The 15,444-nt window shown below is 72.3% G+C and carries 16 protein-coding genes; 8 read left to right on the top strand and 8 right to left on the bottom strand.

Features of this window, described 5'->3' with window-relative positions; genetic code table 11:
- The first annotated feature begins 161 nt into the window (after positions 1-161).
- From K330_RS18365 to trxA, 3 genes are all read left to right on the top strand, one after another.
- Complete coding sequence (locus K330_RS18365) at positions 162-1,082, top strand: hypothetical protein (protein WP_022920060.1); 921 nt, start codon at positions 162-164, stop codon at positions 1,080-1,082.
- A gap of 145 nt (positions 1,083-1,227) precedes the next feature.
- Complete coding sequence (gene trxB, locus K330_RS18360; RefSeq protein ID WP_022920059.1) at positions 1,228-2,214, top strand: thioredoxin-disulfide reductase; 987 nt, start codon at positions 1,228-1,230, stop codon at positions 2,212-2,214.
- A 61-nt stretch (positions 2,215-2,275) separates the two neighbouring features.
- Positions 2,276-2,599, top strand: coding sequence for a thioredoxin (trxA, locus tag K330_RS0101350; RefSeq protein WP_022920058.1), 324 nt, complete (start codon positions 2,276-2,278; stop codon positions 2,597-2,599).
- 94 nt (positions 2,600-2,693) lie between these two features.
- Here trxA and K330_RS0101345 read toward each other — a convergent pair whose 3' ends face one another.
- The 8 genes from K330_RS0101345 to rpmH form a co-directional block, all read right to left on the bottom strand.
- Complete coding sequence (locus K330_RS0101345) at positions 2,694-3,827, bottom strand: ParB/RepB/Spo0J family partition protein (RefSeq protein WP_022920057.1); 1,134 nt, start codon at positions 3,825-3,827, stop codon at positions 2,694-2,696.
- On the bottom strand, positions 3,824-4,930 hold the full coding sequence (locus K330_RS0101340; protein WP_420329249.1) for a ParA family protein: 1,107 nt from the start codon (positions 4,928-4,930) through the stop codon (positions 3,824-3,826). The genes K330_RS0101345 and K330_RS0101340 overlap by 4 nt, the downstream gene beginning before the upstream one ends.
- Before the next feature lie 198 nt (positions 4,931-5,128).
- Positions 5,129-5,893 (bottom strand): 16S rRNA (guanine(527)-N(7))-methyltransferase RsmG, encoded by a 765-nt coding sequence (rsmG, locus tag K330_RS18355; protein WP_022920055.1) that lies wholly within the window; start codon positions 5,891-5,893, stop codon positions 5,129-5,131.
- Positions 5,894-5,935: 42 nt separating this feature from the next.
- On the bottom strand, positions 5,936-6,616 hold the full coding sequence (locus K330_RS18350; RefSeq protein WP_022920054.1) for a Jag family protein: 681 nt from the start codon (positions 6,614-6,616) through the stop codon (positions 5,936-5,938).
- 75 nt (positions 6,617-6,691) lie between these two features.
- The gene (gene yidC, locus K330_RS0101325) at positions 6,692-7,672 is read right to left on the bottom strand and encodes a membrane protein insertase YidC (protein ID WP_022920053.1); all 981 of its coding nucleotides are present in this window, start codon (positions 7,670-7,672) and stop codon (positions 6,692-6,694) included.
- A gap of 30 nt (positions 7,673-7,702) precedes the next feature.
- The gene (yidD, locus tag K330_RS18345; RefSeq protein WP_022920052.1) at positions 7,703-8,089 is read right to left on the bottom strand and encodes a membrane protein insertion efficiency factor YidD; all 387 of its coding nucleotides are present in this window, start codon (positions 8,087-8,089) and stop codon (positions 7,703-7,705) included.
- Complete coding sequence (gene rnpA, locus K330_RS0101315; RefSeq protein WP_022920051.1) at positions 8,086-8,472, bottom strand: ribonuclease P protein component; 387 nt, start codon at positions 8,470-8,472, stop codon at positions 8,086-8,088. Before rnpA ends, yidD begins: the two co-directional genes overlap by 4 nt.
- Before the next feature lie 25 nt (positions 8,473-8,497).
- A complete protein-coding gene (rpmH, locus tag K330_RS0101310; protein WP_022920050.1) occupies positions 8,498-8,635 on the bottom strand; it encodes a 50S ribosomal protein L34 in 138 nt (45 codons plus the stop codon).
- 486 nt (positions 8,636-9,121) lie between these two features.
- On the opposite strand from rpmH, the gene dnaA reads away from it, so the two are divergent.
- The 5 genes from dnaA (at position 9,122) to K330_RS0101280 (ending at position 15,361) form a co-directional block, all read left to right on the top strand.
- Positions 9,122-10,594, top strand: coding sequence for a chromosomal replication initiator protein DnaA (gene dnaA, locus K330_RS0101305; RefSeq protein WP_022920049.1), 1,473 nt, complete (start codon positions 9,122-9,124; stop codon positions 10,592-10,594).
- 591 nt (positions 10,595-11,185) lie between these two features.
- Positions 11,186-12,319 carry a DNA polymerase III subunit beta gene (gene dnaN, locus K330_RS0101295; protein ID WP_022920047.1) on the top strand — a complete coding sequence of 378 codons (1,134 nt, stop codon included), beginning with the start codon at positions 11,186-11,188 and terminating at the stop codon, positions 12,317-12,319.
- 100 nt (positions 12,320-12,419) lie between these two features.
- On the top strand, positions 12,420-13,514 hold the full coding sequence (gnd, locus tag K330_RS0101290) for a phosphogluconate dehydrogenase (NAD(+)-dependent, decarboxylating) (RefSeq protein WP_022920046.1): 1,095 nt from the start codon (positions 12,420-12,422) through the stop codon (positions 13,512-13,514).
- Positions 13,515-13,542: 28 nt separating this feature from the next.
- Positions 13,543-14,775, top strand: coding sequence for a DNA replication/repair protein RecF (locus K330_RS0101285; RefSeq protein WP_022920045.1), 1,233 nt, complete (start codon positions 13,543-13,545; stop codon positions 14,773-14,775).
- Positions 14,768-15,361 (top strand): DciA family protein, encoded by a 594-nt coding sequence (locus tag K330_RS0101280; RefSeq protein ID WP_022920044.1) that lies wholly within the window; start codon positions 14,768-14,770, stop codon positions 15,359-15,361. Before K330_RS0101285 ends, K330_RS0101280 begins: the two co-directional genes overlap by 8 nt.
- Positions 15,362-15,444 lie beyond the last annotated feature (83 nt).

Below are 15,444 nucleotides of genomic sequence, written 5' to 3'. Positions count from 1 at the left end.
GCGCGCGTCGCGCTCCGCCGAGGCCCGTCGGGAACCCTTGACCGGTCCCGCTCGTCGTACCCAGGTGAGCGGCTGCATGTCCAGGCTCACCGGGACCAGGTCCGCGCCCGGCGGGCACCCAGGACCGTTCCCGCCCGTCCCGACCGTGAGGAGGTCTGCGCGTGACGCCCAGCGACAGCCAGGGCCGGCGCTCCGGCGGCGACCCCGAGGCGCACGAGCACGACCCCACGGGCATCCGTGCCCTGCTCTCCGCCCTGCCCGACCCCGGCCCCATGCCGCAGGACCTGGTCGAGCGGATCGAGGCCCGGCTCGCGGTCGAGCACGCGCACCGGGAGCAGGCGACGGCGGGAGGGCTCGGGTCCCGCTCCGACTCGGTCGTCGACCTCGCTGCCGAGCGGTCCCACCGGCGGCCCGGACGCACGGTGGCTCTCCTGGGCGCCGCGGCGGCCGGCCTGCTCGTCGCCACCGTGGCCATCGGCGAGCTCGGCGGGGTCGGGACCTCCGGCGGACCCGCCTTCGACAGCGCCGCCCAGGTGCCGGCACGCTCAGCGGCCGACAGCGCCGAGCGCGATGCCGGCGCAGGCGGCGACAGCGCAGGTGACGGGCAGCAGCTGGGTGCGCTCGGCGGGGAGGGCGCCGACGGGGCCGGACCGGCCGAGGGCGGGGCTGGCACGCTGTCGGACGACGCCGCCACGGGCGACGCGCAGCAGGGTGCCGAGGAGGCCGGCGACCTCGACGAGGCGTTGCCCACCGACGTCCTCGTGCTCCCCGTGCTCGGTGCGGTCCACGCCGACGACTACCCCGAGCGCATCATGGCGCAGGCCGGTACGGCCGGAGCGGACAGCGGCACCGGCGGGCTCACCCCGGCCGCGGCACGGTCCTGCTGGCGCGCGGTCGAGACCGTCCGGCCGTGGACGACGGTGCATGCCGCGCAGGCCGAGATGGACGGTGACCGCGTCGTGGTGCTCCTCGGCGCCGACGGCCCCGACGCCGACCCGGGCCAGGCGCTGGTCCTGCCCTGGTCGTGCACCACCGGCGCCGACGTCGAGCCCCTCCACGCGGTGGCCTGGCCCGCACCCTGACCCACCCGTCCCGCCCGCCCCACCGCGCCGGGCCGGCGCCGCGGCGGGAACACCCGCGCCCTAGGATCGGTTGAACGCAACAGCCGGTCCTCGCGATGCGCTCCGGCGCACGCCCGTGCCCCGTCGACCGTCCAGGAAGGACCCCATGACCAGCCAGAGCGACGTTCTGACCCCCACGCCCCAGCCCGCCGGCGACGGCGTGCGCGAGGTCATCATCATCGGCTCGGGCCCGGCGGGCTACACCGCGGCCGTCTACGCGGCCAGGGCCAACCTCGCCCCCCTGCTGTTCGAGGGCTCTGTCACCGCGGGGGGCGCCCTGATGAACACGACGGACGTGGAGAACTTCCCGGGCTTCCCCCAGGGCGTCATGGGCCCCGAGCTCATGATGAACATGCGTGAGCAGGCCGAGCGCTTCGGTGCCGAGCTGGTCCGCGACGACGTCGTGGAGGTCGACCTGACCGGCCCCGTGAAGACGGTCACGGACGGCAACGGCGACGTGCACCGGGCACGTTCGGTCATCCTGGCGATGGGGTCCGCCTACCGCGAGCTCGGCCTGCCCGACGAGCACCGGCTCTCTGGCCACGGGGTGTCCTGGTGTGCGACCTGCGACGGGGCCTTCTTCCGGGAGCAGGACATCGTCGTCATCGGCGGTGGCGACTCGGCGATGGAGGAGGCGACCTTCCTGAGCCGCTTCGGCCGGACCGTCACGGTCGTGCACCGGCGCGACGAGCTGCGGGCCAGCAAGATCATGGCCGAGCGCGCGATGAACGACCCCAAGATCAGCTTCATCTGGAACGCCGAGGTCGCGGCCCTGCACGGAGACCCCAAGCTGAGCTCGATCACGTTGCGGGACACCGTGACCGGGCAGACCCGTGAGGTCGAGGCGACCGGTCTGTTCATCGCCATCGGGCATGACCCCCGCAACGAGCTCATCGTCGGCCAGGTCGACCTGGACGCCGAGGGCTACGTCCTCACCCAGGGTGGCGGCACCGCCACGAACCTGCCCGGTGTCTTCGCCTGCGGCGACCTCGTCGACCACACCTACCGGCAGGCCATCACCGCCGCCGGCACCGGTTGCATGGCCTCCCTCGACGCCGAGCGCTACCTGGCGGCCCTGCCGCAGACGGTCTGACCGACCGGCACGCCCCCACGATCCCCCGAAGAATTACGTCCCCACGCGGAAGGAACACCCCATGGCAACCAGCCAGACCACCGATGCGACGTTCACCGAGGACGTCCTGCAGCACGACGGCCCGGTGCTGGTCGACTTCTGGGCCCCCTGGTGCGGCCCCTGCAAGATGGTCGGCCCGATCCTCGAGGAGCTGTCCGAGGAGTGGGGCGACAAGCTCAAGGTCGTCAAGCTCAACACCGACGAGAACCCGCAGACCACCCAGGCCTACGGCATCACGGGCATCCCCACGATGAACGTCTACTCCGGCGGAGAGGTCGTCAAGACCCTCGTCGGTGCCCTGCCGAAGAAGAAGCTCGCGCAGGAGCTGGAGCAGTTCACCGGCTGAGCCGCATCACGGCAGACGGTCACCAGCCGTCCACACGGGTTATCCACAACCCTGTGGACGGCTGGTCTCGTTTCTGTGGAGAACCACGCCGGTGTCACTCGCCGGCGAGCGCCCCCAGGATGCGGTGCAGGTCGTCCTGACCTGCGAACTCGACAGTGATCTTGCCCTTGCGACGACCCATGGTGACCTGGACGCGGGTGTCCAGCCGCTCGGACAGGTCGGTGGCCACCTGCTGCAGCTCCGGCGTGGGAGCGGGACGTCCACCGCCCCGTCGGGGCGCCGGGGCGTCGTCCTCGCCCAGCAGCACGATCTCCTCGACCGTGCGCACCGACAGACCCTCGGCCACGATGCGCTGGGCGAGGCGCTCCATCGCCGCGCCGTCCTGCAGCCCCAGCAGCGCACGCGCGTGCCCAGCCGTCAGGACCCCGGAGGCCACCCGCCGCTGGACCAGCGGCGGGAGCTTGAGCAGCCGGATCATGTTCGAGATCTGCGGACGGGAGCGGCCGATCCGGCCGGCCAGCTCTTCGTGGGTGCAGCCGAAGTCCTCCAGGAGCTGCTGGTAGGCAGCGGCCTCCTCGAGAGGGTTGAGCTGGGCCCGGTGCAGGTTCTCCAGCAACGCGTCCCGCAGCATGTGCTCGTCACCGGTGCTGCGCACGATGGCCGGGACCGTCTCGCGGCCGGCCTCCCTGGACGCGCGGAGCCGCCGCTCGCCCATGACGAGCTCGTAGAGCGGCCCACCCGGCTCGGCCTCCTCGGGAGGTACAGGACGCACGACGACCGGCTGCAGCACTCCCAGCTCGGCGATGCTGGCCACGAGCTCGGCGAGGTCGTCCTCGTCGAACACCTGGCGCGGCTGCTTGGGGTTGGGGCGGATGGCCGCGACCGGCACCTCGGCAAAGGTGGCTCCGGGGACCGGCGCCAGTCCCTCCGGCAGGTCTGCCGTCGAGATCGTCCCGTCTCCCAGGCCCTCACCCGGTGCCTGGGTCTGCGTCTGGTCCTCCTCGTCCGCCCGGTTTCCCGTGAAACGGTCCACCGCGGGACCGGGGAAGAAGTCTGCGGCACCGTTTCCCGTGAAACGGTCACCCGGTCGCTCCTCCACGTCCACGGCGCGGGTGGTGCCGTCACCGTCCGTACGCGGGAAGAACACGTCTGCCGGACGCTCGCCGCTCGGCGCCGTAGGGATCAGCGCGCCGAGCCCCCGCCCTAGCCCACGTCGACGTTCACTCATACTGCTACCTCCTGGTGCTGCCGCATCTCCGCGGCAGCCTCGACATAGGACAGGGCGCCCGTGCTCGTCGGGTCGTAGGTGATGACGGTCTCCCCATGGCTCGGGGCCTCGCTGATCCGCACCGACCGGGGGATCGCCGCGCGGAGCACCCGGGGCCCGAAGTAGTCCCGGACCTGCCCGGCCACGTCGGCCGACAGCCGGGTGCGGGCGTCGAACATCGTCAGCAGGACCGTCGTGATCCTCAGCTCGCTGTTGAGGTGCTGCTGGATCAGCTCGACGTTCTTGAGCAGCTGGCTCAGTCCCTCCAGGGCGTAGTACTCGCACTGGATGGGGATCAGGACCTCGCGCGCGGCGCAGAAGGCGTTGACGGTGAGGAGTCCCAGGCTCGGCGGGCAGTCGATGAGCACCAGGTCGACGGCCTGCCCCGCCGGCCGGCTGTCGAGATAGGCGTCGAGCGCCCGTCGCAGCCGGTTCTCCCGCGCCACCAGGGGCACCAGCTCGATCTCCGCACCCGCCAGGTCGATCGTGGCGGGCGCACCCAGCAGGCCAGGGACGTGCGGGCTCTCCACGACGACGTCCTCCAGCGGCACACCGTCGAGCAGGACGTCGTAGATGCCGAGGGTCCCGCTCAGGTGCGGGATGCTCAGGGCCGTGCTCGCGTTGCCCTGCGGGTCCATGTCGATCACGAGCACGCGCAGCCCGGCCCGGGCCATCGCAGCCGCGATGTTGACCGTCGAGGTGGTCTTGCCGACGCCGCCCTTCTGGTTGGCCACCGTCATGATGCGCGTCCCGGACCACCCGTGCGTGGTCTCCGGCTCCTGTTCCGGGACCGGGGAGACCACGGCCTGCGTCTCCGCCCCTGTCTCGGCGACGGACGTTTCACGGGAAACAACGGTCGTCCGGCGTGGACCCCCGTCGCCGTTCAGGCTCCTCACCCCCGGGGAGGACACATCGAGCGTGCCTCGTGTTTCACGGGAAACGCCGCGCCCGACGCTGGCCCACTCCGGGTCATCGCCTTCCTCCACCGCAGGATCCTCCCCCGATGCTCCCGGCACCGAGGACGGTGTCGACGTTTCACGGGAAACCGACCCGCTCTCGCTCACGTCGGACCAGCCGACCCCGCCCTCGGCGGCCGGATGCTCGGGCCATCCGAGTGCGGAACGTGGGCTCGTCGTGGTCAACGAGCCAGGAGAGGCGGAGCGTGGTCCTGGCCACCCCAGGGACCCTCGGTGCGTCGTAGTCATGAGGTCCCCATCATCCCTGATGGCCTCCCGCTATCCCAACGCGGCCCGGCCCGTGTCTCAGGCGTCGTCCCGGGAGGAGCCTGCCCGTCGTCGACCACCTCGTCGGTGCCCGCTCCCGCGCGCCCGGCGGCCACCACCCGACCCTCGCCCGTCGGGCCGGGCGGGATCGGCCACCTGCGCCGGGCGCACGATCTCGACGACCCGCACCGGCTCGCTGACGCGGCCCTCGCCCACCAGGTGCACCGTCGACACCTCGACCCCTGCCCGGCGCAGCAGCGGGGCGACGCCGTCCAGCTCCTCCTGCGCGGATCCGCCCTTGAGCGCGAGCAGGCGCCCACCCGGTGTCAGGAGGGGGAAGGACCAGCGGATGAGCTTGTCCAGAGACGCCACGGCGCGCGCCGTGACCACCGGCGCGCTCAGGTCCACCTCCTCAGCCCGACCCCGGTGCACGACCACGTTGTCGAGGCCGAGCTGCTCGATCGTGCCGTGCAACCAATTCGTGCGGCGCAGCAGCGGCTCCACGAGGTGCACGGACAGGTCAGGTCGCGCCACGGCCAGCACGAGGCCGGGAAGCCCGGCGCCGGAGCCGATGTCGATCACGGTCTCACCGGCCGGCAGCAACGACTCCATGACCGCGCAGTTGACCAGGTGGCGCTCCCACAGCCGCGGCGCCTCCCGCGGCCCCACGAGGCCGTGCGCGATCCCCGTCGTCGCCAGCAGGTCGGCATACCGCTGGGCGAGGGGGAGCTGCGCCCCGAAGACGTCCACCGCCTCGGCAGGCGGCGGCGGTGCCGCAGAGGCGGGAGGCGGGACGTCGGTCACGCCGTCGTGCGGGCCGTGGTGGGGGTCATCCCGGTCCGGCCCTCAGGCGGAGGGCTGGATGACGACGTAGCGCGCGGGCTCCGCGCCCTCGGACTCCGAGTGCAGCCCGGCCGCGAGGACCTCGTCGTGGACCACCTTGCGCTCGAAGGCCGTCATCGGCTCCAGCTCCCGCGCAGTGCCCGACTCCTTGACCTCGGCGATCGCGCTCCTCGCCGCCTTGACGAGGGCGGTGCGCCGGTCCGAGCGGTAACCCGCGACGTCCAGCATCAGCCGGCTGCGCTCACCCGTCTCGGCCTGGACAGCCAGCCGCGTCAGCTCCTGGAGGGCGTCGAGGACCGAGCCCCCGGGACCCACGAGCCGCCGGGGAGCGGTGCCGTCCTCGGAGTCGACGATGGCCACGGCCGCCCGGTTGCCCTCGATGTCCACCTCGAGGTCTCCCGCGAGGTCGGCGATGTCGAGGAGCGCCTCCAGGAAGTCGGCCGCGATCTCCCCCTCCCGCACCAGGTCCTCGGTGCGGTTGCGACCGTCGGAGGCCGGTGCGTCCTCCTCGCGCGCCGGTGCGTCGTCCTGGACCGGCTGGCTCGCGTCGACACCGTCGGCCTGGAGACCCTCGTTGGTCTCGCCCGCCCCCTCGTCGGTTGTCGGCGCGTCGACAGCCTCCTGCGCGGGCAGGCCCTGGTCGTCGACGTCGGTGCGGGTGGTGCTGTCTGGGGTCGTGCTCATGTCTGTCTCCTCGAGGGTGGCCGGCTGTGCCGGCACTGACGGCAGGATGCCCAGGCGATGCCGGGCGAGGTCTGGTCAGCGCTTCTTGGCGCGCTTCTTGCTCTTGGGCTGGACCCGCTGGCCCCCGGCCCGCTCCACGGCGGCCGCCTGCTCCGCGGCGCCCTGGCGCTCCTTCAGCAGGTTCGGGTTCTTCAGCTGGATGCCGGAGGCGTCCCGCCCCTTGCGCGCCATCCGCTCGCGGTACTTCTGCTCCGCCGGGGACCCGGGGGCCGGCATGTTGCGGATCACGAAGAACTGCTGGCCCATCGTCCAGAAGTTGCTGACGGTCCAGTAGATGAGCAGCGCCACCGGGAAGTTCACGCCGGTCACGGCGAACACGACCGGCAGGATGTAGATCAGCATCTGCTGCTGCTTGGCCATCGGGCTGTTGAGCGCCTCCGGCGACATGTTCTGACGCATCAGCTGGTGGCTGGTGATGAACTGCGTGAAGGACATGACCACGATGAGCACGGCCGAGAGGATCTTGGCCGACAGGTCCGAGTCGTGCAGGAAGGTGGAGGTCAGCCCGGCGCCGAGGATGTCGGACTCGGCCATCTTGGTGGCCAGCTCGAAGGAGAACAGTCCCAGCGGCTCGGCCCGCCCCTCCGAGACGGCCTCGGCGCTGTTGAGCAACCGGAAGAGGGCGAAGAAGAACGGCATCTGGATGAGGATCGGCAGGCACGCGCTGAACGGGTTGGCCCCGGCCTCGCGGTAGAGCCCGAAGGTCTCCTCCTGGAACGCCTTCTGGGAGGCCTGGTCCTTCTTGCCCTTGTACTTGGCCTGGATCTTGGCCAGCTCGGGCTGGACCATCTGCAGTCGGCGCTGGCTCTTGATCTGCTTGATCATCAACGGCGTCAGCAGGGCGCGCAGCGTGATGACCAGGCCGATGATCGCCAGGACCCAGGTCCACCCGCTCGTGTCCGGCATGCCCAGCCGGGTCAGCAGCCACTCGAAGCCGACGAGGATCGCCGAGTCGAACCAGATGAAGGGGAAGAGGATCGTGTCGAAGAAACCCATGGAGTCCTCAGGGTCGGCGGCGAGCGGGGCTCACCGGGTGTTGTCGGTCGTCGCGCTGCCCTGCGGCAGGCTCTCTCCGACGTGGTCGTGGGTATGGCGTGCGCCGGCAACCCGGTCCGCAGGCGGCGGCACGTGGTCGACGCCCCCGCGGGAGAAGGGGTTGCAGCGCAGCAGGCGGCGCACGGTGAGCCAGCTGCCGCGCAGCGGACCGAAGCGCTCGAGCGCCGTCACCGAGTATGCCGAGCAGGACGGGTAGTAGCGGCACACGGGCCCCAGCAGCGGGGAGAGGGTGCGCTGGTAGAGCTGGACCAGCCACACGAGCGGCACCGCGCTCGGGCTGCGCCGCTCGCCCTCCGGGACGCCGCCACGGTGCACGTCGCGCAGGTCGTCGTGCCGGTGGCCGGCGGTGCGGGTCACCGGTCACTCCCGGAGCGCCCGAGCACCCGGGCGAGAGCGTGGTCCAGCGCCTGCCCCAGGGCGGCCGAGCTGGCGCCCGCCGCGGCGGGCTGGGCCCGGACCACCACGTCGGTCCCCTCGGGGAGGGACCCGAGACGGTCGCTCACGAGCGCCCGCAGGCGCCGCACGACCCGGTGCCGGACGACCGAGCCGCCCACCGCCCTGGACACCACGAAACCCACGCGCGGGGGACGGCGCGTGGGCTCGGGTGCTGCGGGGCCGTCAGGCAGGGCCGCGTGCACGACCAGCAGGTCGGTGCCCGCCCGTCGCCGGCGCTGCCGACCTCCACGCAGCACGGCGCGGTAGTCGTCCGGGCGCGTCAGGCGGTGGCGACGGGGGAGCATGGCGGCTGCCGGAGGCGGCCGCGGGTCAGGCGGAGACGGAGGAGCGGCCCTTGCGACGGCGGGCGGCCAGGATGGCGCGGCCCGCGCGGGTGCGCATCCGCAGGCGGAAGCCGTGCTTCTTGGCGCGGCGACGGTTGTTCGGCTGGAACGTACGCTTGCTCATTGCTGGTACTCCGGTGACGGGGACCGACGGGGACGGTCCGTGGATCAGGACGGTCAGCACGCTGCGGCGCAGCGACGTGACCGGTGCGACTTCGGCCGCCAACGAAAGCCCACACGCGCGGATCGGATGGCGGCGGGCCGGCACGGGGCTCGGTCCCCCGGTCCGGTGCACCCGTGGGCAGGCGAAAGCGGCCGAAAAGGCCTCGTCCCAAGGTACGGGAGCCCCGCCCCACGGTCAAACCCGGGATCCCGGAGCGTCGACCGTGCGGCCAACGCTCCAGCATCGCCCAACCCGCACCCCCGTCGAGGCAGACACGCCGAGGTGGTGCAAGAATGACGTCCCGGATCCCAGAGAGGTACTTGCCGGAGGCTCACGGGTGCTGTTAGCGTCGCCGCTTCGACCCTTTTCCACCGGTTCGTCCACAGTCTGTGGACAACTCTGTGGACAACTGTACGTGCCGGCCCAGACGAGGGGGATGAGCAGTTCGTGACCTCGCAGTCCCCGGCCGAGTCTGCCGAGGTGTGGCAACGGGTTGTCTCCCAGCTGGAGTCGCAGGGCGTCACGGCTCGTGACCGTGCCTTCCTCCGCCTGACGCAGCTCGTCGGTCTCCTCGACACCACCGCTCTGCTCGCCGTGCCCTACCAGCACACCAAGGAGACGCTCGAGACGACCTTGCGTCAGCCCATCGTCGACGCCCTCGCCGGCGAGCTGGGCCACGACGTCCGCCTGGCGATCACCGTCGACGAGGACCTGCGCCGCCAGGTGGAGGACGAGGGTGACCCCGCCCCGGGGCCGGCCGTGACCGAGCAGGTGCCCTCCGACCCGGACCGCACCCCATACCGGTCCAACGGTGCCGGACCCGGTGAGCCGCGGTCCGACGGGCACCGGACGCCCTCGGGTGCGGTGCAGACGGCGAGCGCCGAGGACGCCCGGCTCAACCCGAAGTACACCTTCGACACCTTCGTCTCCGGCTCCTCCAACCGCTTCGCCCACGCCGCCTCGCTGGCGGTCGCCGAGTCACCGGCCCGCGCCTACAACCCGCTGTTCATCTACGGCGAGTCGGGGCTGGGCAAGACGCACCTGCTGCACGCGATCGGGCACTACGCCCGCAGCCTCTACCCCGGCGTCCGGGTGCGCTACGTGAACTCCGAGGAGTTCACCAACGACTTCATCAACAGCATCCGCGACGACAAGGCGGGCGCCTTCCAGCGCCGCTACCGCAACGTGGACTTCCTGCTCGTCGACGACATCCAGTTCCTGCAGGGCAAGGAGCAGACGGTCGAGGAGTTCTTCCACACCTTCAACACCCTGCACAACAGCGAGAAGCAGGTCGTCATCACCTCCGACCAGCCGCCCAAGCGGCTGTCGGGCTTCGCCGAGCGCATGCGCAGCCGCTTCGAGTGGGGGCTGCTCACCGACGTCCAGCCCCCCGACCTCGAGACGCGCATCGCCATCCTGAAGAAGAAGGCGGCGCAGGAGGGTATGCAGCTGCCCGACGAGGTGCTCGAGCTCATCGGCAGCAAGATCAGCACCAACATCCGCGAGCTGGAGGGGGCGCTGATCCGCGTCACCGCGTTCGCGTCGCTGTCCAGCACGCCGCCGGACGCCGCCCTGGCCTCGCACGTGCTCAAGGACATCATCCCCAACAGCGAGTCGGCGGCGATCACCGTGCCGACGATCATGGCCGAGGTCGCCGACTACTTCCAGATCAGCAACGACGACCTGTGCGGCACCTCCCGCTCGCGCACGCTCGTCAACGCCCGCCAGATCGCGATGTACCTGTGCCGCGAGCTGACCGACCTCTCCCTGCCCAAGATCGGCCAGGAGTTCGGAGGTCGTGACCACACCACGGTGATGCACGCCGAGCGCAAGATCCGCCAGCTCATCGGCGAGCGACGCGCGCTCTACGACCAGATCACCGAGCTCACCGGCATCATCCGCAAGGCGTCCGCGCGCTGACCGCGAGCCCGCGGAGCGCCGCGAGCCCGATCCACTCTCGGTTGTCCACAGGCTGTGGACGGCCCTGTGGGTTGTCACCGTGCGTTCATCTGCTGCTCTCCACCACCCTCGGGCCACTTCCGTCACGCCCCGTACCCCTGAGGACGACCTGTGGACAACCTGCGGACGGTGGCGCCGTGCCTGGGGACGAGCAGGGGCCGAGGCGCAAGACGGGTGTGGACGGACCCGGAGCGTCCACAGCCGGGCCTGCTCGGCCCCCAGCCCTGTCCACCCCGCGTGCACAGGCGCCGACCGGGGCCGCAGGTGCCCGGACCTGCGCGGAAGACCTGCGGAGGGACCTTCCTCCACAGTGTCCACACCCCCGATGATGACGACGAGACCCTCTACGACAGAGATCTCGTCCCACGTCCCTGGGGACAGCTCGGTGCCCGGCGAACGGGGCATGGCAGAGTTGGCGGCACGCGACCTCCCGGCGACCGACACCCACGATGGACTGTGCAGCAGAACTCATGACATGCTGCTCACCCCGCGCGTCGCCCCCGGCGAGATCGCGCCCGTTGTCGTCCCGATCGAGCCGAGAGGCACACTGTCGTGAAGTTTCGCGTCGAGCGCGATGTCCTGTCCGAGGCTGTGGCCTGGGTGGTCCGTGGGCTCAGCAACCGTCCTCCCGTCCCGGTCCTGGCCGGCGTCCTGCTCACCGCGGACGAGGAGGGCACGCTGACGCTGTCGGCCTACGACTACGAGGTATCGGCCACGGTGACGGTCGAGGCCGACGTCGCCGTGGGCGGCCAGGTGCTCGTGCTGGGCCGCCTGCTGGCTGACATCGCCCGCAACCTGCCCGCACGTCCGGTCGAGGTGTCGACCGACGGCGCGAAGGTCCAGCTCACCTGCGGCTCGAGCCGCTTCGCCCTGATCCAGATGCCCGTGTCGGACTACCCGCAGCTGCCGACCCAGGCCGAGGCGAGCGGCAGCATGGCCGGCGACACCTTCACCCAGGCCGTGCACCAGGTCTCGATCGCGGCCGACCGCGGTGACACCCTGCCGATCCTCACCGGTGTGCGGGTGGAGATCGACGGGGAGAAGGTCACCCTGCTGGCCACCGACCGCTACCGGCTGGCGATGCGCGAGCTGACCTGGAACCCCGGTTCCTCCGACGCGAGCCACGTGTGCCTGATCCCCGCCCGGACGCTGTCGGAGACGGCCAAGGCGCTCGGGGCCGCGGCCTCCGTCAACGTCTCCTTCGGCGACGCGCAGCGCTCCGACGGCCTGGTGGGCTTCGAGGCCGGGCAACGACGCACCACCACGCGCCTGCTCGACGGCGAGTACCCCAAGGTGACCTCGATCTTCCCGTCCTCGGTCGACACGGTCGCCGTCGTCGACACCCAGGCCCTCATCGAGGCGGTGCGCCGCGTCGCCCTCGTGGCCGAGCGCAACACCCCGGTGCGCCTGCGCTTCACCGACGGCCAGCTGGCGATCGAGGCGGGCACGGGCGACGACGCCCAGGGCAGCGAGGCGGTGGAGGCCTCGCTCACCGGGCCCGAGGTCGAGATCGCGTTCAACCCCCAGTTCCTGCTCGACGGGCTCGGCGTGCTCAACGCCCCGTTCGCGCGCCTCGCCTTCACCCAGCCCTCGCGGCCGGCGGTGCTCTCCGGGCAGGCTGAGATCGACGGGGAGTCCGACGAGTCCTACCGTTACGTCCTGATGCCCGTGCGCTTCGCCGGCTGACCTGGCCGGCTGGGACGGGGGCGGCCCGACCGGCACCGCCCGGAGGTCCGGACCCGCACCGCACGAGCCGTCCGCCACACCACCGAGACGAGGAGACGCGATGAAGATCGGGATGATCGGCCTGGGCAAGATGGGCGGCAACATGAAGGAGCGCCTGGCGAGGGCCGGGCACGAGGTCGTCGGCTTCGACCTGGACGAGGACCTGCGTGACGTCGACTCCGTCCAGGCGCTCGTCGAGGCGCTGGAGCCGCCGCGGGTGGTGTGGGTGATGGTGCCGCACGGCAAGCCGACCCGCAGCACGGTCGAGGAGCTCGGCGACCTGATGGACGAGGGGGACCTCGTCATCGAGGGGGGCAACAGCCACTTCTCCGAGGACGCCGAGCTCGACGCGATCCTGGAGCCCAAGGGCATCGGCTACGTCGACTGCGGTGTCTCCGGCGGCATCTGGGGGCTGGAGAACGGCTACGGCCTGATGTGTGGTGGCCGGCCCGAGCACGTCGAGATGGCCATGCCCGTCTTCGACGCGCTGCGCCCCGAGGGCCCGCGCGAGGAGGGCTTCGTGCACGCCGGCGACGTCGGCGCCGGCCACTACGCCAAGATGGTCCACAACGGCATCGAGTACGGCCTGATGCACGCCTACGCCGAGGGCTTCGAGCTGCTGACGGCCAAGGACATCGTCAAGGACGTCAAGGGCTGCTTCCAGGCCTGGACGCGGGGCACGGTCGTGCGCTCCTGGCTGCTCGACCTGCTCGTCAAGGCCCTGGACGAGACCCCCGGCCTGGAGGGCATCAGCGAGTACACCACCGACTCCGGCGAGGGTCGCTGGACCGTGGAGGAGGCCATCGAGATGGCGGTCCCCATGCCGGTCATCAGCGCCGCGCTCTTCGCCCGCTTCGCCTCCCGCCAGGAGAACTCCCCCGCCATGCAGGCCGTGGCGGCGCTGCGCGGGCAGTTCGGCGGCCACGCGGTCCAAATGCTCGACGACGCCTCGAGCAAGGACGAGGACCAGGTGGAGGTCCACCACGGCGCCGAGCCCAAGCACGACGAGCCCGGCGAGCGCCGGGTCGGTGACGACGAGGCGGACGGCGCCCAGCAGGAGGCGGCCGCCGCGGAGGCCGGGCCGTCCTCGGGCACCGGCGCGACGGAGAGCCCCGCCGGCCCCACCTCGGGCAGCGGCGACACCGACGACCGGTGAGCGCAGGAGCCCTGACCGCCCTCCCTCCGTGCACCTGAGCCGGCTGTCCCTGACCGACTTCCGCAGCTACCCCACCGCGGACGTCGCGCTCTCCCCGGGAGTCACGGTCCTGCTGGGCCGCAACGGCCAGGGCAAGACCAACCTGGTGGAGGCGGCGGGGTATGTGGCCACGCTGGCCTCCCACCGGGTCGCCCAGGACGCCCCCCTGGTGCGGGCGGGGGCCGACAGCGCCGTCATCCGGGCCACCGTGGTGCGCGAGGGGCACGAGACCCTCGTCGAGCTCGAGGTGGTGCCGGGCCGGGCCAACAAGGCCAGGCTCAACCGCTCCCCGGTGACCCGGCAGCGGGACGTGCTCGGCAGCCTGCGCACCGTCCTCTTCGCCCCCGAGGACCTGGCGCTGGTCAAGGGTGACCCGTCCGAACGGCGCCGGATGCTCGACGACCTGCTGGTCGCCCGGCAGCCGCGGTGGGCGGGGGTGCGCGCCGACTACGACCGTGCCCTCAAGCAGCGCAACGCCCTGCTGCGCTCGGCCGCGCCGCTGTGGCGCGAGCCCCGGCCGGGGCGCAGCCGCGGTGCCGGACCCCGGCTGGCGCCCGGCGAGACGCTGGAGGAGGCGCGGGCCTCGGCGCTGGCCACCCTCGCGGTCTTCGACACCCACCTCGCCCAGATCGGCGGTGCGCTGGTCTACGCCCGCCTGCGGCTGCTGCGCGACCTGCGCCCCTACCTGGCGCAGGCCTACGCCACCATCAGCGACAGCGACACCCTGGCCGAGGCGACCTACCGGTCGTCGCTGTCGTCGGGGACGGTCGCGGCGGAGGTGATCGCCGAGGGCGGCGTGCCGGAGCAGGAGGAGGTCGTGCAGGCGATGCTGGGCTCCATGGAGGAGCTGCGCGGGCAGGAGCAGGAGCGGGGCGTCAGCCTGGTCGGCCCCCACCGCGACGACCTGCTGCTCGGCCTGGGCGACCTGCCGGCCAAGGGCTACGCCTCGCACGGGGAGTCGTGGAGCCTGGCGCTGGCGCTGCGGCTCGCGGGCTTCTCCCTGCTGCGCCACGACCTGGGCACCGACCCGGTCCTCGTCCTGGACGACGTCTTCGCCGAGCTCGACAGCGGTCGGCGCGAGCGGCTGGCCGACCTGGTCGCCGACTGCGAGCAGGTGCTCGTCACCGCGGCCGTCGCCGAGGACGTCCCCGCCCGCCTGCTGGAGGGCAGCGAGGGGCGGGTGCTGGACGTCGTCCTCGGCTCGGTGAGCGTCCGTGACTGACGACCCGACGGGGCCGCGTGGAGGTGCCGACGAGGCGACGGAGGCAGCCGGAGACGTCCCGGACCCCGACGCCCAGCCCGGCCCCGAGGAGCTCGACCCGCTGCACGCCGCGCACGACGCGCTGGCCCGGGCGCGCCGCAGCGCACGGGAGCGCGGGCTGCGCCCCGGGGCGCCGGCGGGGGCCGGGCGACGCCGGGCCGCCGGTCAGCAGCCGCCCAAGGACCCCGACAAGCGCGACCCCCACCCCCTCGGCCTGGAGGTCGAGCGCCTCGTGGCCAGCCGCGGCTGGGACGCCGACGTGCAGGTCGGCTCGGTCGTGGGGCGCTGGGCCGACATCGTCGGCTCCCAGGTCGCGGCGAACGTCGAGGTGGTGGCCTTCGAGGGGACGGTCCTGACCGTGCGGGCGGTCTCGACGGCCTGGGCGACGCAGATGCGCCTGCTGCTGTCCACGATCCTGGCCCGCATCGACCAGGAGGTCGGCGTGGGCGTGGTCACCGAGATCGTGGTGCGCGGACCCGGGGGCCCGTCCTGGCGCAAGGGCCCGCTGTCCTCGGGCGGACGGGGACCGCGGGACACCTACGGCTGACCCGCGGGAGGGGTGGCGCCCGCCTCGACGACCGGGTCGCTGGACGGCGGTCTGCGCGCCTGAGGACCCCTCGGACGTGGAGG

The sequence above is a fragment of the Ornithinimicrobium pekingense DSM 21552 genome (assembly GCF_000421185.1).
Lineage (GTDB): Bacteria > Actinomycetota > Actinomycetes > Actinomycetales > Dermatophilaceae > Ornithinicoccus > Ornithinicoccus pekingensis.
The sequence above is the reverse complement of the archived record's forward strand: the minus strand, read 5'-3'. Positions and strand labels throughout refer to the sequence as shown.